This window comes from Cytobacillus sp. S13-E01, from assembly GCF_029193815.1.
Classification (GTDB): Bacteria; Bacillota; Bacilli; order Bacillales; family Bacillaceae_L; genus Bacillus_BV.
Genome location: NZ_JARFVC010000005.1, coordinates 21,431 through 43,364 on the forward strand (window position 1 = coordinate 21,431; position 21,934 = coordinate 43,364).

Genomic DNA, 21,934 nt, shown 5'->3' on the forward strand with positions numbered 1-21,934 from the left:
AATGGAAAACTACTACGTTGATTTACATATTCATATCGGTAGAACGGGAACAGGGAAACCAGTTAAAATAACTGGTGCCAAATCATTAACGATTGAAAATATATTAATAGAAGCAACTGAAGTAAAAGGAATGGATATGATTGGTGTAATTGACTGCCATGTACCTGAGGTGTTAAGTGAACTTGAAAAGCTGATAGAACAAGGTGAGGTATATCAATTTGATGATGGAGGCTTACGGTTCAAAGAAGTAACCTTAATTTTAGGAGCAGAGATAGAGATTTATGATGAAAATTGCAAGGGGCCAATACATGTCCTGGCATTTATTCCAACCCTAGAAAAAATGCATGAGTTCTCACTCTGGTTAGCGAAACGACAAAAGAATATTACATTAAGCTCACAGAGAATTTATGAGTCGGGACAAGAGCTACAACGAAAGGTTAAGGAACTATCAGGATTATTTATACCAGCACATGTATTTACTCCCCACAAAAGCTTATATGGAAAAGGAGTAGAGACCACCTTAACAGAGGTATTCGATCCTGAGTTGATTGATGGAATAGAGTTGGGTTTATCCTCAAATACTGCAATGGCTGACCAAATATCAGAATTACATCAGTATCCTTACATTTCGAACTCAGATGCCCATTCACTACCTAAAATCGCACGAGAGTATCAAATAATAGCAATGGAAAATCCGACTTTTTCTGAATTCGCTAAAGCTTTAAAGCAAGAGCAAGGTCGGAAAATTGTTGCAAATTATGGACTTGATCCCTTACTAGGGAAATACCATAAAACTACCTGTGAAAAATGTTTTCATTTACTTGAAGACCATTTAATCAAGGTGTGTCCAAAATGTGGGAAAAAGGGCATTGTTAAAGGTGTTTTTGACCGTCTGCAAGAATTAAAAGATACTGATAACGTAAATCTAGATAGACCACCTTATTTACATCAAGTTCCTTTAGAGTTCATACCAGGCTTAGGGCCGAAAACATTACAGAAATTAAGGGACTATTTTAAAACAGAAATGGCTATTTTACATGAAGTTCCTGAAGAAGCACTCCTTACAGTAGTTAAAAAACCGATAGCTGATGTCATAATGAAGGCAAGGCGTGGACAACTTTCATTCCATGCAGGTGGTGGTGGAAAATACGGGAAAATAAGCCCCTCGAACGACTAGTTCAAGGGGCATTACCTTTAAGTTGTTCTTGCAAAAATACATGTATCCCTTAACGTTTTATTATCAACTGCTAAATCATCATTTATGAGAATACCTTCCAAAGAATAACCTAATCTCACAGCAACTCTTTTACTATTCGTATTAAGAGCATCACAACGAATTTCTACTCTCTTAGCGTTAAGTTCACGAAAAGCAAAGTTTGTTAACCCTTCAATTGCTTCCGTTATGTATCCCTGTTTTGCGTGACGTGAATCAACCCAATACCCAATTTCAAACTTAGGAATCTCCCAATTTATCCGATGCAAGCCAGTTGAACCGATAAAATGACCGTCTTTTTTATGGAAAATAAGAAATCGTAAATCCTCTCTAAGTATGAACTTGGCATGTGCCTCTCGGATATTTTCTTCTGTTTCCTCTACTGATTGATCTTTTTGAGCAAAGGGCATCCATGGCCTCAATTCCTGAATAGATGCCGTTATAGCCGCATGTACTGCTTTTCCATCACCTGGTAGTGGAAGTCGAATCAATAAACGATCCGTAGTAAATTCAGTAGGGAAATCTAGTAAAATAGCACTCATACATATCACCAACCTATAAAGTTTTACGAATTATATCATGAATTTAATTACCTTGAAAGAACTTCCTAACATCATAAAAGAGATTTTATTTTCTTATGTCATAGTTTTAATTGGATTTTCATAGAATCTAGTAAGAGAATGATAGGGGGAAGTGTAATGAAGAAGCAGCAACCATTTAAGACGGCTATTTTAGCACATGTACGAGAGCATTCCTCGATATATATTTTCATTACGGTTTTATTTTTAATGGGGGTTATTTTTGGTGCAATTGTTGTAAACAGTTTAAACTTTAGTCAAAAACAAGATTTGTATTACTACCTAAGTCGATTTTTTGGACAAGTATCTGAAGGCGAATTTGCGAGTGGAGCAGAAATGTTTAAACAGAGCTTCCTTCATAATATAAAATATGTAGGTTTAATGTGGATTCTTGGTATTTCGATAATTGGATTACCGATTATATTAATTCTTTTATTTTTAAAAGGCGTGGTTGTTGGTTTTACTGTAGGTTTTTTAGTTAACCAAATGGAGATGAAAGGTTTTATATTATCATTTGTAGCTGTCTTGCCACAAAATCTATTGATTATTCCAGCATTTATTGTTGTTGGGACTGTAGCTGTTGCATTTTCATTAAAGATGATTCGTCAGCAATTTATGAAACGGGCTAATGAACAGATATTTCAATCGCTCACTCGTTATGCTATTTTAATGGTAGGAGTAAGTTTGGTATTGATGACAGCATCTGCGTTCGAAGCATTTGCGTCACCTACTTTAATGAAGGGAATTATTGAAGTTATCAGTAACCAATAATTATTATTTTAAAGGAGATATTATCTCTACTAAATTGTAATTATTTTATTTGGACAGTTTCTTTTCTTCTGTTATAATAAGGTAGTGAACGGCGAGGGAGGGAATTGTTACATGGAACAAAGAATTGAAAGAATAAAAAAGCAGTTGCACTCTTCTAGTTATAAGCTTACGCCACAACGTGAGGCGACTGTTCGAGTACTTCTTGAACATGAAGAGGATCATTTGAGCGCAGAAGATGTCTACCTCCTCGTTAAGGAAAAGTCGCCTGAAATTGGTTTAGCGACTGTTTATCGAACGCTAGAATTACTAACTGAATTAAAAATTGTTGATAAAATAAATTTTGGTGATGGAGTATCGCGCTATGACCTAAGGCAAGAGGGTGCAGCCCATTTTCACCATCATCTTGTTTGTATTGAATGCGGCGCAGTTGATGAAATTCAAGATGATTTACTAGAAGATGTTGAGGCGATTGTTGAGCGTGATTGGAATTTCATTATCAAAGACCATCGTTTAACTTTCCATGGTATCTGTCATCGTTGCCATGATAAAAAAGATGAAGAAGAAAAGCAAGAAGAATAAATCAAACCTTTTCCCATTGGAAGAGGTTTTTTCACTTATTAAACTGTTTGTGCCGGTGCGGGCGTCCTGCGTTTTAATTTTATGATAAACAGTGTATAAAACTTGTCTGTTTTGGCATATCTTCTAGTATAGACAAATTTAGCCTAATAATAGAAAGCTATATATCTGGCTAGAGTTTTTGGAGGCAGACAATGAGAAAAACGTTACGAATGATGTTTGATACACTTAAGGTGTTTATATTATTTACTGGATGCACGATTTTGTTTTATTATGGTATCATGTGGGTTAATGAAGAATATGCAAATTATCACCGTTATGATGAGCCGCAGGGCTCAGCGGTAAAGGTGACATCTATGGTAAAAAACGAGGAAAGTAATTGGGTTGATCGATTACTATTTTTTTATCACTATGGGGAGTAGAATAATTTGAAGGATCAAATAAATGACTTTATACATTACTTAGTAGTGGAAAGAAGGCTTGCTGACAATACTGTTGTTTCATACAAAAGAGATTTAAATAAATATCTTCAATATTTAACAATAGTAGAAAATATCCATTCATTTAATGACGTAACTAGAATTCATATTATCCATTTCTTAGAGCATTTGAAGGATACCGGTAATTCTTCAAAAACATTAGCTAGAAATATTGCATCGATCCGATCATTTCACCAATTTTCACTACGAGAAAAGGCAGTTGATCAGGATCCTACAATACATATCGAAACACCAAGATCAGAAAGGAAATTACCAAAGGTATTAAGTTTACCTGAAGTTGAAGCGCTATTAGATGCCCCACAAATAAGTACAGTCTTTGGCGTTCGGGACAAGGCAATGTTAGAGCTTCTTTATGCAACAGGGATACGTGTTAGTGAGCTTATAAACTTAAACATAGTCGATGTACACTTAACAATGGGATTTATAAGATGTATTGGAAAAGGTAACAAGGAACGAATTGTTCCATTAGGAAGGGTTGCAACAGAAGCAATTCAGAAATATGTTGAAACCGGAAGGCCTGAATTACTTAAGAGAAAAAAATCAGATGCTCTGTTTTTAAATCATCATGGAAATCGAATCTCACGCCAAGGCTTTTGGAAAAACCTAAAAAAAATAACTGCAGATGCAAAAATACAAAAACAACTTACTCCGCATACGCTTAGACATTCGTTCGCAACTCATCTACTAGAAAACGGGGCGGATTTAAGAGCAGTTCAAGAAATGTTAGGACATGCTGATATATCAACAACGCAAATTTATACACATGTAACGAAAGCAAGGTTAAAAGATGTGTATAAACAATACCATCCAAGAGCGTAAGAGATTACTAGATAGAATGTTGGGATTTTTTTACAAATCCGTCATTTTTTCCCACTCTTACTGCCCCTAAAGGTCCAACGGAGCACATTATGTGCAAATAAGGACATACACGCTCCAAGCGTTATAAGTTAACTGACAATCAGTGTGGGATGAAGAACCGCCACTGATTGAAGTTTCACTTAATGAAGGGAATTGCTTCAAAGAATATTCACTTTCTAAGATATTTTTTACATAATAGGTGGATAATTCTTGCTATAGACCATGTTATCATTTTATACTCAAGATGTCAGACTTCTGACGAGTTAAATCTGATACATTTGGTTAAGTTATTCCTTTAAGGGGAATATATAACTAACAAAAGTTCATATAGGGGGTTAATTATGTCTTCTTATACATATAAACGTGTTTTTTTAATAGTATTGGATTCTGTTGGTATTGGAGAATCTCCTGATGCTGCAAAATTTGGAGATGTTGGTTCGGATACTCTTGGTCATATTGCTGAGCATATGAATGGATTGAAAATGCCTAATATGGCAAAGCTCGGTCTTGGCAATATTCGTGAGGTGAAGGGAATTGAAAAGGTAGAAAAACCACAAGCTTATTTCACAAAAATGCAGGAAGCATCAAACGGAAAAGATACAATGACTGGACACTGGGAAATTATGGGTCTTTATATAGAAAATCCTTTTCGAGTATTTCCAGAGGGGTTTCCTAAAGTATTACTAGATGAAATTGAAAAAAGAACAGGTCGTAAAATAATTGGTAATAAACCTGCATCTGGTACAGAAGTTCTTGATGAACTAGGGAAGGAACATATGGATACAGGTGCTTTAATTGTCTATACATCTGCCGATTCAGTACTGCAAATTGCAGCACATGAGGAAATTGTGCCACTTGAAGAACTATATAAAATCTGTGAGATTGCACGTGAACTTACCCTTGATGAAAAATTCATGGTAGGCCGGGTAATAGCACGTCCATTCTTAGGTACACCTGGAAATTTCACAAGAACGGCTAACCGTCATGATTACGCATTAAAACCGTTTGATAGAACGGCAATGAATGAGCTTAAGGATTCAGGCTTTGATGTCATTTCAATTGGAAAAATAGCTGATATCTATGATGGTGAGGGCATTACTAAGTCATTACGAACAAAATCCAATATGGATGGTATGGATAAATTAATTGAAACATTAAATATGGACTTTACGGGGTTGAGTTTTCTAAACCTAGTTGATTTTGATGCGCTATTTGGACACCGAAGAGATCCGAAAGGCTATGGTGAAGCACTTGAGGAGTTTGATGCAAGACTACCAGAAGTGTTTGAGAAATTGAAAGAAGATGATTTGTTAATTTTAACGGCTGACCACGGGAATGATCCGACGTATCCAGGAACAGATCATACACGTGAGTATGTTCCATTACTGGTATATAGCCCAAGTATGGAAGGTGGAAAAGAACTTCCTTTACGAAATACATTTTCAGATATAGGTGCAACTGTTGCAGATAATTTTAATGTAAGATCACCAAAACATGGTGAAAGCTTTTTGACACAACTGAATCGGGGGTAAATGATAATGGATAAAGGAACAATCGAAGCATCGGTGCAATTTTTAAAAACAAAATTTGAACAATCACCACAAATTGGTTTGATCTTAGGCTCAGGTCTAGGCGTGTTAGCTGAAGAAATAGAAAATCCAACAAAAATTGCTTATAATGACATTCCTCAATTTCCTGTTTCTACTGTGGAAGGACATGCGGGTCAACTTGTTTTTGGCACTTTAAATGGAAAAACAGTTGTGGCCATGCAAGGCCGTTTTCATTTTTATGAAGGTTATAGCATGGATAAAGTAACTTTTCCAGTAAGAGTAATGAAGGAATTAGGGGTAGGGACATTAATTGTTACAAATGCAGCTGGAGGTATAAATGAATCATTTGAACCAGGTGATTTAATGTTAATTACCGATCATATTAATAATATGGGCCAAAATCCACTTATCGGACCAAATGATTCTGAGCTAGGTGTTCGTTTCCCGGATATGTCAGAGGCTTATAATAAGAGCTTACGTGAGCTAGCAAGCGGGGTCGCATCCAAACTTCAAATCACAGTTAAAGAAGGGGTATATGTTGGGAACACTGGACCTACATATGAAACTCCTGCCGAAGTTAGAATGCTTCGCAAAATGGGCGGGGATGCTGTTGGTATGTCAACAGTGCCAGAAGTTATTGTTGCTCGTCACTCTAAAATGAACGTTTTGGGGATTTCTTGTATTTCAAACATGGCAGCGGGTATTTTAGATCAACCTTTAACGCATGACGAGGTGATTGAAACGACTGAAAAAGTAAAAGTAAACTTTTTAGCATTTGTAAAAGAAATAGTAAAAGATCTTTAAGTAATAGACACAGCATAGTGGGTGTCTTAATAAGGCATGAAAAGCTAAGCGAGTATAATATAGGGAATTTAGATAGAAACAAAATTGTCAAAATCAATACTTAAATAGAGAGCCAGAGGAATAACTCTAACTATTGGCTATGTGAAAGAGGTTAATTGATATGAGAATGATTGATTTAATTGAAAAAAAACGTGATAGGCATGAACTAACTAGTGAGGAAATAACCTTTATAATCAATAGTTATACAAAAGGCGATATCCCGGACTACCAAATGAGTGCTTTTACTATGGCTGTATTCTTTCAAGGAATGACTGAACAAGAAAGAGCAGATTTTACTTTAGCCATGGTTAATTCAGGCGACACCATAGATTTATCAAAGATTGAAGGAATTAAAGTTGATAAACATAGTACCGGAGGAGTCGGTGATACTACAACACTTGTATTAGCACCATTGGTAGCCGCTGTAGGAGTTCCTGTTGCGAAGATGTCAGGTCGTGGTTTAGGGCACACTGGAGGCACAATTGATAAATTGGAATCAGTCGCGGGCTTTCATGTTGAAATAGATAAAGAAGAGTTTATTAAGTTGGTAAATCAAAATAAGGTAGCAGTTATTGGTCAAAGTGGGAATCTAACACCTGCTGATAAAAAACTATACGCACTTAGGGATGTAACGGGAACTGTTAATAGCATTCCGCTAATTGCTAGTTCAATTATGAGTAAAAAAATTGCAGCGGGTGCTGATGCTATTGTTCTAGACGTTAAAACAGGTGCAGGGGCGTTTATGAAGGAACTTGATGATGCAAAAGAGCTAGCTAAAGCGATGGTAGATATAGGCAACACTGTTAATCGCCAAACAATAGCAGTCATTTCGGATATGAGTCAACCACTAGGGTACGCAATTGGTAATGCACTAGAGGTAAAGGAAGCTATTGACACTTTAAAAGGAAATGGTCCAAAAGACCTTGAAGAGCTCTGCCTAACATTAGGAAGCCATATGGTATATTTAGCTAAAAAGGCATCTACCTTAGAAGAAGCCAGAAAGATATTAATAGATGCTATTACTTCTGGCAAGGCGCTCGAAACAATGAAAACATTTTTAAGTGCTCAAGGTGGCGATGCCTCTGTAGTGGATGACCCTAGCAAGCTTCCACAAGCGAAATTTATAGTAGATCTTGAAGCTAAAGAGGCAGGATATGTATCAGAAATCATTGCAGATTCAGTCGGTACTGCGGCAATGTGGTTAGGTGCGGGTAGAGCGACGAAAGAATCAACCATTGATTTAGCTGTAGGACTAGAGCTACGGAAGAAAATTGGGGATAAAGTAACTGTAGGTGAAGCACTTGCTACAGTTCATAGCAACCAAGAGGATATAAGTGCAGTTAAGGAAAAATTATATAGTAGTATCAAAATATCCCAGGATCAGGTTGAAGCACCACCATTGATTTATGATCGAATACTATAATGATTGAAGAAGTTAAGCTGTGTCTTAGCTTCTTTTTTTACTCATTTTTAAAAGAAAAGATTTAAAGATACTTGTATAATTTTAATTTTGTTGGAAAAAATGGGAAGTATAAAGAATGGAGGGTTTGGAGATGAAACGTTTAATAACGAGTTTCTTACTAATTGCTTTATTAGTTTATAGTAGTACCCCACTTGCTTTTGCCGAAGAAAAAACAACATCAGTGGAATTAGCGGATAAGGCAAAATCTGCTATTTTGATTGAACGTGATACTGGTTCAATACTGTATGAAAAAAATAGCAACGAAAAGCTTCCTCCTGCAAGTATGACTAAAATTATGACGATGTTATTGATAATGGAAGCAATTGATAAAGGTAATTTGACTTGGGAAGAAAAAATTCGTACAAGTGAGTATGCAGCATCAATGGGTGGTTCTCAAATCTTCCTAGAAGCTGGAGAAGAAATGACAACAGAGGAAATGCTAAAAGGAATTGCTATTGCTTCAGGAAATGATGCTTCAGTTGCCATGGCAGAAAGAATTGCTGGGTCTGAAGAAGCATTTGTTGAAATGATGAATAATAAAGTAAAAGAACTAGGTTTGAAAAATACATTTTTTAAGAATCCTACAGGATTACCAGCTGAAGGTCATTACAGTACTGCTCATGATATGGCAATGATGGCAAAAGAGCTATTGAAGTATGAAGGAATTACGAAATACACTGGCAAATATGAAGACTATCTACGCAATGATTCTGAGAAGAAATTTTGGTTAGTAAATACAAATCGATTGGTTAAATTTTATCCTGGTGTAGATGGTGTCAAAACAGGGTTTACAAATGAAGCAAAGTATTGTTTAACGGCCACTGCAGAAAAAGATAATATGCGATTAATAAGTGTTGTATTTGGAGCACCAACTCCGAAAGATCGTAACGCTCAAATTACAAAAATGTTAGATTATGGATTTAGTCAATATAAGACACATCCAATGTTTGAACGCAATCAAGTTGTATTTACTGCAAAGGTTAGTAAAGGTAGTAAAAAAGAAATTGAACTAGTAACATCAGAGCCTATTTCAGTTTTAACTAAAAAAGGCGAAAACATTGATGATGTTGTAAAAGAAGTTGTAATAAATGAAAAAATAAATGCACCAGTTAAAAAAGGTGATAATTTAGGAACACTTATCCTAAAAAAGAATGACAAAGTATTGAGTGAAAGTCCCCTTATTGCGAAAGAAGATATTGACAGTGCAAGCTGGTGGAAATTATTTAAGCGAACTGTAGGAACTTTTACAAAAACAGAATAAATGTCTACTTTTTTTGACGAAATATCACTAGTTTTGTCATGGAGAAGGAATCAGGCAAAGTTATATCGAAATGACTCACTATACGAATTACAAGGAGGCAAAGTAAAGTGAGTCTAGCAATTAATCTAGAAATTAAAAACAACGTTTTGTGCATTCGACTTGCAGGTGAACTCGACCACCATACAGCAGAAGAATTGCGTCAAAAAGTTACGAGTACGATTGAGGAGAATAAGATCAATCATATCCTTTTAAATTTAGAAAGCCTTTCCTTTATGGACAGTTCTGGTTTAGGCGTTATTCTTGGAAGATATAAGCAAATTAAAAACGGCGGTGGGGAAATGGTTGTTTGTTCTATTTCACCGGCTGTAAAACGTTTATTTGATATGTCTGGCTTATTTAAAATTATTAGGTTAGAACAAGATGAAGATTTTGCTCTGCAAACATTGGGGGTGGCATAACATGAAAAATGAAATGCATCTCCAATTTTCAGCGCTAAGTCAAAATGAATCCTTTGCTCGTGTTACCGTAGCTTCTTTTATCGCTCAACTTGATCCAACAATGGACGAATTAACAGAGATAAAGACGGTTGTATCAGAGGCCGTTACGAATGCAATTATTCATGGCTACGATAATGACCCAAATGGTATTGTCTATATTAGTTGTACCATTGAAGATGGAATTATCCATTTAACAATTAGGGATGAAGGTATTGGCATTATAGATATTGAAGAAGCAAGACAACCATTGTTTACAACTAAACCAGAGTTAGAACGTTCTGGAATGGGTTTTACAATTATGGAGAACTTTATGGACGAGGTTGAAATCATAACATCTGAGTCTGGTACCACTATACGTTTAACAAAGCATTTACTCAAGAGTAAATTGTTATGCAATTAAGGGAGACTTGCTTATGGATGTGGAGGTCAAGAACGAGAAGAGTCAGACGTATTTAAAAGATAATGAGGTCAAGGAATTAATTAAACGTAGTCAATCAGGCGAACAAGAAGCAAGAGATATGATTGTTCAAAAGAATATGAGACTTGTGTGGTCTGTTGTTCAACGCTTTTTAAATAGAGGCTATGAACCTGATGATTTGTTTCAAATCGGGAGTATCGGCTTGTTAAAGTCTGTAGATAAATTTGACTTATCCTATGATGTTAAATTTTCAACTTACGCTGTTCCTATGATTATCGGTGAAATCCAACGTTTTATCCGTGATGATGGTACAGTAAAGGTGAGTCGATCGCTAAAAGAGACGGGTAACAAAATCCGTAAAGCAAGAGACGATTTATCGAAACGATATGGGAGAGTACCTACGGTTGCTGAAATCGCAACCTATCTTGAAATTTCACCAGAAGATGTCGTTTTAGCACAAGAAGCAAGTCGAACACCATCATCCATTCATGAAACTGTTTATGAAAATGATGGTGACCCAATTACATTACTAGACCAAATTGCAGATAGCAGTGAAAATAAATGGTTTGATAAAATTGCATTGAAAGAAGCTATTAGGGAGCTAGATGAAAGAGAACGGCTGATTGTCTACCTGCGATATTATAAAGACCAAACCCAATCTGAAGTTGCTTCAAGATTAGGAATATCACAAGTTCAAGTTTCCAGACTAGAAAAAAAAATACTTCAACAAATGAAAGATCGAATGGGTGAATAACCCATTCGGTCTTTTTTTGAGTTTTACAAAAATAAGAAAGATTTGAACTTAGTTTTGGTGTCTAGCTCCGGGCACCCAGCGACTAGTGGACTTCCTTCTCCTCACTTCAATAAGTCAACATCGAATCACTTCGTTCTTCGTGTTTCCTTTATCTTGATCGGATCAGTCCAGTCCATACGTCGCTAAGCGGGCGCCCTGCGATTTTCGTAGTGTGGTAATTAATGGAGTTTAGTTTTCCTTTGCATTATAAAATTTATTGATATCCATACTACATATACAAGGAAATCAATGTGTAGGATGTGAAAGTGATGGAAAATGCGATCTATTTACGGCTACGGAACCGAATTAAAGCAAGTCCAAATCAAGCTGTTGCTATTGGCGATATAGCACAAATCGTTGCCCATCCAAGTATCAACAACGAAATAAAGGAAATCTATATTTATAAAATATCTGTAAAAGATAAGAATTATGTTGTTATTGACATTACAGAAGTGATTGCACGGATTCGTCAATATAACTCACGGATAGAAATACAGGCGATAGGTCCATCTCAAACATTGGTAGAAATAGAAGTTGAGAAGAGGAAATTTACACCTGTTTTCTTAGTAGGAATATGGTTTTTGTTGTTTATTGGAGCGGCATTAACAATTTTGAATTTTCACGAAGACGTAAGTATGCAGGAAGTGCACCAACGCATTTATACAATCATTACGGGGGAAAAGGAATTTAAGCCATTATTATTACAAATTCCGTATTCTATTGGCTTAGGGTTGGGAATGATGCTTTTCTTTAATCATATATTCAGGAAACGTATTAATGAAGAACCTAGTCCACTCGAAGTAGAAATGTTTAATTATCAGCAATCGTTAGATCAATACATGATTATGAATGAAAATAAAGAAAGTACGCGGAAATAAAAATGACAATTAAAGTATTGCTCATTATCATAATTGGTTTTGCTAGTGGATTAGCAGTAGGTTCAGGTTTTGTAGCTTTTTTAGCTGTGTTGGGTATCATTCCTAGATTAACACAGCTAACTAAAACATCAAAATATATCCATCTATATGAATTAGGTGTCGTAATGGGAGCAGTTATGGGAGGGTGGTTTAGTTTACGAGATAGTATATTTATCTTACCAAAACTTCTCTTGGTACCGATTGGGTTGGCAAGTGGCTTGTTTGTCGGTATGTTGGCAGCAGCATTAACTGAGGTATTAAATGTCCTACCGATATTAGCAAAAAGAATTGGGATTGAAGATAAAATAGTAATCTTAGTAATGGCTATCGTTTTTGGCAAGATTGCTGGTTCACTATTTCATTGGATTTATTATGTTGATCTTTAAGAATGGCTCTTTTCTAAAAGTTAGTTGTTTAAAGCATACGAAAGAAGATTTATAATGGTAAGTCGGGATATTGTGATTAACGATTAAGGTAAAAAGGTGCCGCTATAATGTGTGTTCTACTTGATATAAACTGGTACTTCAAAAACACGAAAACCAGCCTTAATAAACAAATGTTTGTCAATGGGAGGATATCATTGTGAGCAAAATGAAAGAAGATTATAGCAATCGTATAAAGAAATTCCAGCCAAAACCGCCATACTTGTTAAATTGTCTTAAGGCCTTTATTGTTGGGGGATTAATTTGTACATTTGGTGAGGCTATTCAAAATTTTTATATTAATGTGTTTGGGTTTTCAGAAAAGAGCGCAGGCAACCCTACGGTAGCTACACTAATATTAATTGCTTCACTTTTAACCGGTTTCGGTATATATGACAAAATCGGCCAATTTTCAGGAGCAGGGTCAGCCGTTCCAGTAACTGGTTTTGCTAATTCTATGACAAGTGCAGCACTAGAGCATAAGAGCGAAGGAATAGTGCTTGGAGTTGCAACTAATATGTTTAAACTTGCAGGTAGTGTCATTGTTTTCGGTGTGGTAGGAGCTTATTTTGTTGGTATTTTCCGTTACTTCTTTACTGTCACATTACCCTAAGGAGAGGATGTGCAATAAACATGAGACTAACTGGAAAGCAGACATGGGTATATGAAAATGGAATTTACTTAAATTCATGTGGTACAGCAGTAGGACCAAAGGAAGCATCTGGTCCTATCGGTCAAGAATTTGATGTTCGTCATGATGATCTCCACTGTGGAGAAGAGAATTGGGAAATGGCTGAAAGAAGATTAATGGAGCAATCGATAGAAGCTTGTTTGAAGAAAGTGAATCTTTCCTACGGGGACATAGACTTATTCCTTGCGGGTGATTTATTAAATCAAAATGTAACTGCTAATTATGTTGCAAGACATACTAAAATACCTTTTCTTTGTATGTTTGGTGCATGTTCTACTTCGATGGAAACACTGGCGGTCGGTTCAGCAATGGTCGATGGGGGATTTGCAAAAACAGTTATTGCATCAACTAGTAGTCATAACGCGACTGCAGAGAGACAGTTTCGATATCCTACAGAATATGGTGGGCAGAAACCTGCTTCAGCCACATTTACAGTAACTGGTTCTGGAACCGCATTAGTAAGCAAATCGAAAAGTTCTATAAAAATTAGCACAGCCACGATAGGAAAAGTAATTGATTTAGGTATAACAAATCCATTTGATATGGGGTCAGCAATGGCGCCAGCGGCTGCAGATACAATACACCAACATTTTCAAGATCTCAATCGGACACCTGATTACTACGATTTAATTGTTACAGGAGATCTGTCAGGTGTAGGAAGTCCAATTTTAAAAGAGCTCTTATTGGATGAAGGTTATGATTTAGCAACCAAACATAATGATTGTGGTTTAATGATTTATCAACGGGATCAAGGTGTTTTTGCAGGTGGAAGTGGTTGTGCATGTTCAGCGGTTGTAACGTATGGTCATATTGTTAAAGAAATGATGCTAGGAAATCTCAAGAGGGTTTTCGTAGTTGCAACAGGAGCCTTATTAAGCCCAGTGATGATGCAGCAGAAAGAATCAATACCCGCAATAGCACATGGTGTTGTCCTTGAACGATCTGAGGAGAGTGTATAAATATGGACTATCTAATTGCATTCTTAGTAGGTGGTGGAATATGTATAATTGGTCAATTGTTGTTAGACTTTGGAAAGCTAACGCCCGCACACGTAATGAGTATTTTCGTCGTAACAGGCGCCATACTTGATGGTTTTGATTTATATGATAAGTTTATTGAATTTGCGGGTGCTGGGGCAACAGTCCCAATCACTAGCTTTGGACATTCTCTATTACATGGAGCGATGCAGCAGGCGGACGATCACGGATTCGTTGGAATTGGAATGGGAATTTTCGAATTGACATCGGCAGGTATTTCTTCAGCAATACTATTTGCATTTATTGTTGCATTGATTTTTAAACCGAAAGGATAATCACTATGAAAAACAGGAGAAAGGTCATTTTAGTTACAGATGGAGATGAATATGCACTTAAAACAATCGAATATGTTGCTAAGTTAGTTGGCGGAAGATGTATTTCTAAATCATACGGAAACCCAACAACTCTATCTGGACCAGAAATCGTAAAATTAATCTTGCAAACACCCTATGACCCTGTTTTTATAATGTTCGATGATAGTGGTTTTCTTGGCGAAGGAGCAGGAGAGCGTGCACTTAAATATGTTGCAACACATCAAGAAATTGAAATATTAGGTGTTATTGCCGTGGCATCTAAAACACATCAATCCGAATGGACAAGAGTCGACGTCAGTGTCGATCGATTTGGGGAGCTAACTCATTATGGGGTTGATAAAAGTGGATTGGCTGAATTAGATATTGGACGGATTAACGGAGATACAGTCTACAACTTGGATGAATTAAATATTCCACTCGTTGTTGGGATAGGAGATATTGGAAAAATGGCTAGGAAAGACCATATAAAAAATGGTGCTCCTATTACAAAAAAGGCAGTTGAAATTATCCTTGAAAGGAGTGGGTTTAATGACATGCGCGACTAAAGAGAAAACACCTATTTCAACAGAAGTTCAACTAAACGATGCTTATTTTAAAGACCATATTGGCATGGGTACGGGAAGCTTTGATATTGGTGTTCGTAAAATAAAGATATTAAAAAAAGAGGTTCATATCTATTTTCTAAACGGACTTTGTGATACTCAATTTATTATTCAGCTTTTAAAAGAATTAGTTAATATAAATGATAAAGAAAAATTAACATCCCAAGCAATACAAATCATCGAGAATAGATTAACACACCAGCAAGTAACTAAAATCAAAAATCTTGATGAAGCAGTTGATAACGTGTTATCAGGTTTAATCATTATCTTAATTGAGGGGGAAGATAGTGGTATTGTTGTGGATGTAAGAAGCTATCCAGGGAGACAACCACAAGAGCCCGATACTGAAAAGGTTGTACGTGGAGCCAGGGATGGGTACACAGAAAACATAATAGTTAATACGGCACTGACAAGACGTAGAATTAGGGATGAGCGGTTACGGAATGAAATGATGCAGGTTGGTGAAAGGTCTAAAACGGACATATGTGTTTCATACATTAAAGATGTAGCTGACCCAGGTCTTGTGGAACATATCAAAAAGGAACTCCAAGCAATTGAGATTGACGGTTTAACGATGGCAGATAAAACAGTAGAAGAATTTTTAGTTAAACAAGGCTATAATCCCTATCCTCTTGTTAGATATACGGAACGGCCGGATGTCGCCGCTAACCACTTATTAGAAGGACATGTAATTATTATGGTTGATACATCGCCTAGTGTAATGATAACCCCAACAACATTGTTTCATCATGTTCAACATGCTGAAGAATATCGGCAAGCACCAGTAGTTGGAACATTTTTAAGGTGGGTAAGATTTATTGGTATTCTTGCTTCACTCTTTCTGCTACCGCTTTGGTTCTTGTTTGTTAAAGAACCATCGTTATTACCTGAAGCACTAAAGTTTATTGGCCCGAATGCTGATTCAAGTATACCTGTGGTAGTCCAAATTTTTCTTGCTGATATTGGTATTGAATTTTTAAGGATGGCGGCCATTCACACGCCAACACCGTTATCAACAGCAATGGGGTTAATAGCTGCTGCTCTCATTGGTCAAATCGCGATTGATGTAGGTCTTTTTGTACCTGAGGTCATTTTATATGTATCTATAGCAGCAATCGGCTCATTTGCTACACCTAGTTATGAATTAAGTCTGGCAAATAAGATGTCCAGATTATTCTTATTAGTTGTTGTTGCTATATTTAAAACACCAGGCTTTATTATTGGTGTAACAGTTTATATATTATTTCTTGCATGTATCCGCTCATTAAATACACCATATTTATGGCCATTTTTGCCATTTAACGCTAAGGCCCTATGGCAAATCATTATTCGTACATCGGTACCAGGTGCAAAGCTAAGACCGAGTATAGTCCACCCTCAAAATCAGTATAAACAACCAAAATAAAAACTTCAATTATTGCAACAAGCAGTGTTTTTATGGTAATCTAATTTCCATATAGTATAGAATCCCATGTGCTAGGAACATATATATATAAGAAAAATGCTGGGCGCCCGCATCGAGGAAACGTCTACTAACACCCGCCACGTCCTGTGGCGAACATCGATATCAGCACATCCTGTGCAGCTCTAGCATAAGACGAGCCCTGACTGAAGGCGTTTTTTGCCTTCGGGGAAGGATTGGCTTATGCCCTCAGGTAAGGTGGAGCACGGAGCTAAACACTAAAACTAGGTACAATTTTTATACTTTCTTATCTTTCGAAAAAAGGACAGAATTAGCATTAGGTTATTTCTGTCTTTTTTCTCTTATACAAAAAGTATCTGATGTAAAAGTGCTAGGTTGTCGTAATCTGGGCGTTAGCTATATGTATTTTTAAAAATTACGTATGGATTCACATAGAAGTTAAATGTAGCTTTAAGGAAATGAGGGGAAGAATAATGCACTTACATGGTACTAGCAAGGTTAATGAGAATGGTCATTTAGAAATTGGTGGAGTTGATACTATTGAACTGACAAAAACCTATGGAACTCCCCTTTACGTATATGATGTTGCCTTAATAAGAGAAAGAGCTAAAGGGTTTAGAGATACATTCGCAAAATTAAATGTTAACGCTCAGGTAGCCTATGCGAGTAAGGCGTTTTCTACTGTTGCTATGGTTCAATTAGTTGAGGAAGAAGGGTTATCACTTGATGTAGTATCAGGTGGAGAATTATACACTGCAATGTCTGCCGGATTTCCTCCAGAAAGAATCCATTTTCATGGAAATAATAAAAGCTATGAAGAATTGGAATTGGCAATAAAAAACAATATTGGTTGTATTGTTGTTGATAACTTTTACGAATTATCCTTATTAGAGCAAATATGTCTCCAAAATGAAACGAAGATTTCAATTCTACTTCGGGTCACACCAGGTGTAGAAGCGCATACACATGACTATATTACAACTGGGCAAGAAGACTCGAAGTTTGGCTTTGATTTGCAAAATGGACAAGCCGATATCGCCATTGAACAAGCACTTTCTTCACAATCATTTAATGTGCTAGGTATCCACAGCCACATTGGATCGCAAATTTTTGAAACCACTGGCTTTGTGCTTGCCTCAAAAAAAATGTTCGCTAAAATGAAAGAATGGAAGGATAAACATGGTTTCACACCTACTGTTCTAAATCTAGGCGGTGGGTTTGGAATACGCTATACTAGTGAAGATGACCCAATTCCAGTATCAGAGTATGTTGAGGTAATCATTGCTGAAGTTAAGAAGTATGCAGATGAGCTTAAAATGGATGTCCCTGAAATCTGGATTGAACCAGGCCGTTCTTTAGTAGGCGACGCCGGGACAACACTATATTCAATTGGCTCACGAAAAGAAGTTCCAAATATTCGTCAATATGTTTCGGTTGATGGAGGAATGAGTGATAATATTCGACCAGCATTATACCAAGCTAAATATGAAGCTGTCCTAGCCAACCGTGTTCATGACCAAGTTGAAGAAACAGTCTCAATTGCTGGAAAGTGCTGTGAGTCAGGCGATATGTTGATTTGGGACTTACCCTTACCAAAGGCTAGTTCAGACGATATTCTTGCAATGTTCTGTACTGGTGCATATGGTTATTCTATGTCAAACAACTATAATAGGATTCCACGTCCACCTGTCGTTTTCATAGAAAATGGTGAAGCTAATCTTGTTGTGAAAAGAGAAAGCTTTGAAGATATTATCCGCTTAGATGTTCCGCTAAAAACAAAGGTTGAAAAATAAAAGGGGAAGAGCAAATAGTAAGTAGTTCGGATAACGTGGAGAAAATGTAATAAAACAGATGAAATATCATACTAAATCGCAGTATGTTAGATACCATAAATAACAGTACAAATAGCAAATAAAAAACGCTTGGATTTGATGAAATAAACCGTTCCGTTTTGAGGTACATAACGGAAAATTGACATTAGAAATGGCATACGAATCGACGTATGCCATTTTCCTTTTATATTGGGATTTATAATACCTCTTATAATAAAATAAAACCACTAATGACAAAATAAATTTAAAGGACAATGCTTTTTGAACACTCAAAATTAAGTGTCAATTGGGATGTCAATTCTTACACATTTCCAAATACATCAGAAGTTATCTCCTAAATTTAGTAACCAGTGATAGTTAAAATAAGAGGAGATTTTCCGGTTAAACTGCGTAATAAGGCTTGGTTCGGGGTATATAAGCGGAGGTTTTCCGCTTAAGCAATGCAAAATGATCCATTTTGACGTTTTTTGTGTAAATAGTCGGAATCCTTCCGTCTATTTAAGCTATTTTAAGTGCTATTTCGTAATTAAGAGAAATTTCTCCGCTTATTTATTAAACCATGCTGATTCCCTCATCTCTTGGTCCTTGAGGGTTCGCTCTTTCTTTTTATTTAGGGGTGTCAAAGAGGTGTCAAATCTGTAGTCAGACTGCACGCCTTTTTCATTGTTTAGGAATTTACAAAATTGTAAGGTTGTGTATACTTCGTGTCTTTTGTCTATCTACGTCTAGCTCCAGGCGCCATCGGACCTGAGGTCATAAGCCATTTCCTTTATGAAGTAAAAACCACCTTCTTGAATAAACCGTCTTATGCTTGACAGCACAGGATGTGCTGATGTCGATGTTCGCCACAGGACGTGGTGGGTTTTAATCGACGCTCAGGTAGGCGGGCGCGCATTGCGCTTTTCTTATTGTCATTTATAGGATTTTCACCTCAAAACGGAACCCTTTATTTGATGAAATCCAAGCGTTCTGTTTTTAGATTGTCTTGTTAAACTAAAGACACTTTCTTGCTCCGTTCTCATAATCTTCTTAGCTAAATAGTGCTTTTAGGGCATCTATTAAACTAACTAAAAAATCTTGAAGCTTGGTTAAAAAAGTCTGTCCTTCTTCTGATTCTAGAAAATTAGTTAGCTTTTCTTTTGCTAAATTCAATTGTTCATTTACTTGGTTCCAATCTATATTTAGATCCTTCATTTTATTAAAGAACGAAACTAGACTATTAATTTGATCTTCGGTCAATGTAATACCTAATTCATTTGCTGCAGTTTGTATAATAGCTCTCAGTTCTTCATCTGTTTGAGGTGCGTTTTTTGCGATTTCATCCTTAATTTTTGCAATTAGAGCAGCAGCTTTTTCTGCTCCAATTGAATCACCAAGTTCTACCGTTTTTACCATTTCTTCGTTGGCAATTTGCTTAACTTCTTCTGGGATGACCTGGTCTGATGATAATTCATACGCTTTAATGATACCTGTTAGTGCTGCAGTACCTGATACTGGTATTGGTGCCGTAATATAAATGGAAGCATCCTTTACACCTGCTGTTATAAGAGCATTTGTAAACATATCATCTGTTATAGATGTAATATTATTCGTTACTATTTCTAATCCAGATTCAGGTGCTCCTATTGTAATCGCAGATGACGACAAAGCTCTTGTTCCTATGGTAGCCTTTGGAATGTATTGGCCTAAATATTTATGCTCTTCCTCGTTTGAAACCGTTACAATTTGTGGATTTTCCGGTGCGTTCATTTCCTTCAAAAGTTTTTGTTTTTCTACGTCTTTTAGGTCTTCACCCAATGTAATGATAACATCACCTTCAGCGGCATCGGCAAAAGCCATCGAAGGAATGATCAACGTGAATACTAAAAATAACGAAAAAACCCAGTTTCTCTTAAGCATTCTTTTTATCCTCCTTTAAAAGAAAAGGGAATATATTCCCTTTAACATTATACAATTAATTCTGGCAACTATGATAGCTAGTATACTTTTTTAATTCTTCTAAAAAGGTGTTGCTATAGAAGCAAAGGATTCTAGAGATATTTTATCACGGGTGTTGATTATCCAAAATACGACACAGAAATATCCCTTGAAAATATTTGTGGTTTTTCAAAACAAAAGCCATTTTAGAACGCAAGTCAATAGGTAAGTTGTCTTTTGCTAGTTTTCTTTGAAAAGAGATAAATGATAACTTTTTGAAAACTCGTCCTTCAGATGTCTTCGAATAGAGCCATTTTAATAGAACATAAGCGATTAAAGCCGCAAAAGGCTGATTGGAAACGGCATTTTCGGTCGTTCCAAATAAAACAGGGACATTTAGGTTCTGTTTAATCCAGCGGAAGAACGTCTCGATTCTCAAATCTTGCTTTGTACATGTCGGCAATGACTTCTGGCGAAACGTTCATTAAATTGGTGACAACACGCATCTCGTTGCCGTAATCATCCTTAAAAAATACCACTCGATGACGTTTCTTAGAACGAGATTGTTCAGTACCCAGTTGACAAGTGAGTCACGTGTGACAGGCGATCCAGCTTGCTCAATGCGTTTTAAGGAATGAGGCCGAAAAATCTCTACATTTTCTTTCATTCGAATGACAAACATTTGCTGGTCTGATACAAATTGATCGATTCGTTTGATCTTAAAATAGGCTCGATCTTCTACCATGATGAAACGGGAATCGATCAACTGCTCACCAATTAGCCGATCAAGGACAAGTTCAGTAGTTTCAACAACTTGAAGAGGTGTTTCAGTGAGAGGAGAATAGCTGACATGCAATTTGATTGCAGAACGCACTCCATGGTAAAGGGCCCAAGGTAGACGTGACTTTCCCACTGTAATTGTGGTGGAGTCTACCAAAAGAAGATCCTTTGAAATCTTTAATGCTCGACGTGTCATTCGATTGCATTTAGACACGACTAAATGGAATATTTTTTCATGATGGTGTAGTCCACATGGCCAGCTTTTTTGGAGAGAGTTGAATGATTAACTTTGGGTAATACATATTGATCGCCTACATCGGCGCAGTCTCGGAAACTTTTCAACTCATTCATAGAAGCACAGGTGAGAAGTATGCATATCCGTTTTGTTAAATAAAAAAAGTTTAAATGAGATTCAAGGAATGGTGAAATGCCACTGTGTGATGTTGCATGTTCCATTGTAGTTTTAATAGAAACTCTTCCAATACTCGCATTTATTGAATTAAAAGTTATTCATCGAGATTAGCTCCTCTCTTCGGATGTTTTGGTTCTGTTAAACTATATTCTACCGAAGATTGGAGCGATTTTTATTATTTTTAAATTATTTCTTTAGAAATCTAGGTTTGTAATTGCTTCACCAAAAATAAGTAGTGAAGAAAGTTGAAATTCAACATGAAGAAGG

General features: G+C 36.4%; 23 protein-coding genes. 20 read left to right on the top strand and 3 right to left on the bottom strand.

The annotated features are described in order from the left end of the window. Position 1 precedes the first annotated feature (1 nt). A complete protein-coding gene (locus PY093_RS05325) occupies positions 2-1,177 on the top strand; it encodes an endonuclease Q family protein (RefSeq protein ID WP_275644842.1) in 1,176 nt (391 codons plus the stop codon). Between the two features lie 17 nt (positions 1,178-1,194). Here the strand turns inward: PY093_RS05325 and PY093_RS05330 are convergent, their stop codons facing one another. After that, on the bottom strand, positions 1,195-1,755 hold the full coding sequence (locus tag PY093_RS05330) for a GNAT family N-acetyltransferase (protein WP_275644843.1): 561 nt from the start codon (positions 1,753-1,755) through the stop codon (positions 1,195-1,197). A gap of 156 nt (positions 1,756-1,911) precedes the next feature. Between PY093_RS05330 and spoIIM the strand changes: the two genes are divergently transcribed. The 19 genes from spoIIM to lysA all read left to right on the top strand — a co-directional run bounded on the left by spoIIM (position 1,912) and on the right by lysA (position 18,519). Then, positions 1,912-2,562 (top strand): stage II sporulation protein M, encoded by a 651-nt coding sequence (gene spoIIM, locus PY093_RS05335; RefSeq protein ID WP_275644844.1) that lies wholly within the window; start codon positions 1,912-1,914, stop codon positions 2,560-2,562. Between the two features lie 111 nt (positions 2,563-2,673). Continuing rightward, positions 2,674-3,141: a ferric iron uptake transcriptional regulator gene (gene fur, locus PY093_RS05340; protein ID WP_275644845.1), complete on the top strand. Its 468-nt coding sequence runs from the start codon at positions 2,674-2,676 to the stop codon at positions 3,139-3,141. Between the two features lie 191 nt (positions 3,142-3,332). Beyond that, positions 3,333-3,560 carry a YqzK family protein gene (locus tag PY093_RS05345; protein ID WP_275644846.1) on the top strand — a complete coding sequence of 76 codons (228 nt, stop codon included), beginning with the start codon at positions 3,333-3,335 and terminating at the stop codon, positions 3,558-3,560. Between the two features lie 6 nt (positions 3,561-3,566). Next, positions 3,567-4,457 carry a site-specific tyrosine recombinase XerD gene (xerD, locus tag PY093_RS05350; protein ID WP_275644847.1) on the top strand — a complete coding sequence of 297 codons (891 nt, stop codon included), beginning with the start codon at positions 3,567-3,569 and terminating at the stop codon, positions 4,455-4,457. Positions 4,458-4,837: 380 nt separating this feature from the next. Next, positions 4,838-6,028 carry a phosphopentomutase gene (gene deoB, locus PY093_RS05355; RefSeq protein ID WP_275644848.1) on the top strand — a complete coding sequence of 397 codons (1,191 nt, stop codon included), beginning with the start codon at positions 4,838-4,840 and terminating at the stop codon, positions 6,026-6,028. A gap of 6 nt (positions 6,029-6,034) precedes the next feature. Continuing rightward, positions 6,035-6,850, top strand: coding sequence for a purine-nucleoside phosphorylase (locus tag PY093_RS05360; RefSeq protein WP_275644849.1), 816 nt, complete (start codon positions 6,035-6,037; stop codon positions 6,848-6,850). A gap of 160 nt (positions 6,851-7,010) precedes the next feature. Further along, the gene (locus tag PY093_RS05365) at positions 7,011-8,312 is read left to right on the top strand and encodes a pyrimidine-nucleoside phosphorylase (RefSeq protein ID WP_275644850.1); all 1,302 of its coding nucleotides are present in this window, start codon (positions 7,011-7,013) and stop codon (positions 8,310-8,312) included. Positions 8,313-8,442: 130 nt separating this feature from the next. Continuing rightward, entirely contained in the window at positions 8,443-9,612 is a 1,170-nt protein-coding gene (locus PY093_RS05370; protein ID WP_275644851.1) for a D-alanyl-D-alanine carboxypeptidase family protein, read from the top strand. 107 nt (positions 9,613-9,719) lie between these two features. After that, positions 9,720-10,070 (top strand): anti-sigma F factor antagonist, encoded by a 351-nt coding sequence (gene spoIIAA, locus PY093_RS05375; protein ID WP_275644852.1) that lies wholly within the window; start codon positions 9,720-9,722, stop codon positions 10,068-10,070. Position 10,071: 1 nt separating this feature from the next. Continuing rightward, complete coding sequence (spoIIAB, locus tag PY093_RS05380) at positions 10,072-10,509, top strand: anti-sigma F factor (RefSeq protein ID WP_275644853.1); 438 nt, start codon at positions 10,072-10,074, stop codon at positions 10,507-10,509. 13 nt (positions 10,510-10,522) lie between these two features. Further along, on the top strand, positions 10,523-11,281 hold the full coding sequence (sigF, locus tag PY093_RS05385; RefSeq protein WP_275644854.1) for an RNA polymerase sporulation sigma factor SigF: 759 nt from the start codon (positions 10,523-10,525) through the stop codon (positions 11,279-11,281). Positions 11,282-11,589: 308 nt separating this feature from the next. Next, positions 11,590-12,198, top strand: coding sequence for a stage V sporulation protein AA (locus PY093_RS05390; protein WP_275644855.1), 609 nt, complete (start codon positions 11,590-11,592; stop codon positions 12,196-12,198). Positions 12,199-12,200: 2 nt separating this feature from the next. Next, a complete protein-coding gene (locus PY093_RS05395) occupies positions 12,201-12,623 on the top strand; it encodes a stage V sporulation protein AB (RefSeq protein WP_275644856.1) in 423 nt (140 codons plus the stop codon). A gap of 205 nt (positions 12,624-12,828) precedes the next feature. Next, positions 12,829-13,272, top strand: a complete 444-nt coding sequence (spoVAC, locus tag PY093_RS05400) for a stage V sporulation protein AC (protein ID WP_481769278.1) — start codon at positions 12,829-12,831, stop codon at positions 13,270-13,272. A gap of 20 nt (positions 13,273-13,292) precedes the next feature. Continuing rightward, positions 13,293-14,309 carry a stage V sporulation protein AD gene (gene spoVAD, locus PY093_RS05405; RefSeq protein ID WP_275644857.1) on the top strand — a complete coding sequence of 339 codons (1,017 nt, stop codon included), beginning with the start codon at positions 13,293-13,295 and terminating at the stop codon, positions 14,307-14,309. Between the two features lie 2 nt (positions 14,310-14,311). Next, positions 14,312-14,662 (top strand): stage V sporulation protein AE, encoded by a 351-nt coding sequence (gene spoVAE, locus PY093_RS05410; protein WP_275644858.1) that lies wholly within the window; start codon positions 14,312-14,314, stop codon positions 14,660-14,662. A 5-nt stretch (positions 14,663-14,667) separates the two neighbouring features. Beyond that, positions 14,668-15,246 carry a stage V sporulation protein SpoVABEA gene (gene spoVAEA, locus PY093_RS05415; RefSeq protein WP_275644859.1) on the top strand — a complete coding sequence of 193 codons (579 nt, stop codon included), beginning with the start codon at positions 14,668-14,670 and terminating at the stop codon, positions 15,244-15,246. Next, positions 15,230-16,708: a spore germination protein gene (locus PY093_RS05420; protein WP_275644860.1), complete on the top strand. Its 1,479-nt coding sequence runs from the start codon at positions 15,230-15,232 to the stop codon at positions 16,706-16,708. Before spoVAEA ends, PY093_RS05420 begins: the two co-directional genes overlap by 17 nt. Positions 16,709-17,199: 491 nt before the next feature. Next, entirely contained in the window at positions 17,200-18,519 is a 1,320-nt protein-coding gene (gene lysA, locus PY093_RS05425; protein ID WP_275644861.1) for a diaminopimelate decarboxylase, read from the top strand. A 1,068-nt stretch (positions 18,520-19,587) separates the two neighbouring features. On the opposite strand, the gene PY093_RS05430 is transcribed toward lysA, so the two are convergent. Both PY093_RS05430 and PY093_RS05435 read right to left on the bottom strand, forming a co-directional pair. Then, positions 19,588-20,457 carry a DUF1002 domain-containing protein gene (locus tag PY093_RS05430; RefSeq protein WP_275644862.1) on the bottom strand — a complete coding sequence of 290 codons (870 nt, stop codon included), beginning with the start codon at positions 20,455-20,457 and terminating at the stop codon, positions 19,588-19,590. Between the two features lie 502 nt (positions 20,458-20,959). Beyond that, on the bottom strand, positions 20,960-21,451 hold the full coding sequence (locus tag PY093_RS05435) for a transposase (protein ID WP_275644863.1): 492 nt from the start codon (positions 21,449-21,451) through the stop codon (positions 20,960-20,962). Between the last annotated feature and the right edge of the window lie 483 nt (positions 21,452-21,934).

Excerpts from the sequence above, each read along its gene's own strand:
- fur (WP_275644845.1), top strand. The coding sequence starts at position 2,674 with ATGGAACAAAGAATTGAAAGAATAAAAAAGCAGTTGCACTCTTCTAGT.
- PY093_RS05345 (WP_275644846.1), top strand. The coding sequence starts at position 3,333 with ATGAGAAAAACGTTACGAATGATGTTTGATACACTTAAGGTGTTTATA.
- PY093_RS05370 (WP_275644851.1), top strand. The coding sequence starts at position 8,443 with ATGAAACGTTTAATAACGAGTTTCTTACTAATTGCTTTATTAGTTTAT.
- spoVAC (WP_481769278.1), top strand. The coding sequence starts at position 12,829 with ATGAAAGAAGATTATAGCAATCGTATAAAGAAATTCCAGCCAAAACCG.
- sigF (WP_275644854.1), top strand. The coding sequence starts at position 10,523 with ATGGATGTGGAGGTCAAGAACGAGAAGAGTCAGACGTATTTAAAAGAT.
- deoB (WP_275644848.1), top strand. The coding sequence starts at position 4,838 with ATGTCTTCTTATACATATAAACGTGTTTTTTTAATAGTATTGGATTCT.
- PY093_RS05390 (WP_275644855.1), top strand. The coding sequence starts at position 11,590 with ATGGAAAATGCGATCTATTTACGGCTACGGAACCGAATTAAAGCAAGT.
- PY093_RS05395 (WP_275644856.1), top strand. The coding sequence starts at position 12,201 with ATGACAATTAAAGTATTGCTCATTATCATAATTGGTTTTGCTAGTGGA.
- spoVAEA (WP_275644859.1), top strand. The coding sequence starts at position 14,668 with ATGAAAAACAGGAGAAAGGTCATTTTAGTTACAGATGGAGATGAATAT.
- PY093_RS05420 (WP_275644860.1), top strand. The coding sequence starts at position 15,230 with ATGACATGCGCGACTAAAGAGAAAACACCTATTTCAACAGAAGTTCAA.
- spoVAE (WP_275644858.1), top strand. The coding sequence starts at position 14,312 with ATGGACTATCTAATTGCATTCTTAGTAGGTGGTGGAATATGTATAATT.
- PY093_RS05360 (WP_275644849.1), top strand. The coding sequence starts at position 6,035 with ATGGATAAAGGAACAATCGAAGCATCGGTGCAATTTTTAAAAACAAAA.
- spoVAD (WP_275644857.1), top strand. The coding sequence starts at position 13,293 with ATGAGACTAACTGGAAAGCAGACATGGGTATATGAAAATGGAATTTAC.
- PY093_RS05325 (WP_275644842.1), top strand. The coding sequence starts at position 2 with ATGGAAAACTACTACGTTGATTTACATATTCATATCGGTAGAACGGGA.
- spoIIAB (WP_275644853.1), top strand. The coding sequence starts at position 10,072 with ATGAAAAATGAAATGCATCTCCAATTTTCAGCGCTAAGTCAAAATGAA.
- PY093_RS05365 (WP_275644850.1), top strand. The coding sequence starts at position 7,011 with ATGAGAATGATTGATTTAATTGAAAAAAAACGTGATAGGCATGAACTA.
- PY093_RS05435 (WP_275644863.1), bottom strand. The coding sequence starts at position 21,451 with ATGACACGTCGAGCATTAAAGATTTCAAAGGATCTTCTTTTGGTAGAC.
- spoIIM (WP_275644844.1), top strand. The coding sequence starts at position 1,912 with ATGAAGAAGCAGCAACCATTTAAGACGGCTATTTTAGCACATGTACGA.
- PY093_RS05430 (WP_275644862.1), bottom strand. The coding sequence starts at position 20,457 with ATGCTTAAGAGAAACTGGGTTTTTTCGTTATTTTTAGTATTCACGTTG.
- PY093_RS05330 (WP_275644843.1), bottom strand. The coding sequence starts at position 1,755 with ATGAGTGCTATTTTACTAGATTTCCCTACTGAATTTACTACGGATCGT.
- lysA (WP_275644861.1), top strand. The coding sequence starts at position 17,200 with ATGCACTTACATGGTACTAGCAAGGTTAATGAGAATGGTCATTTAGAA.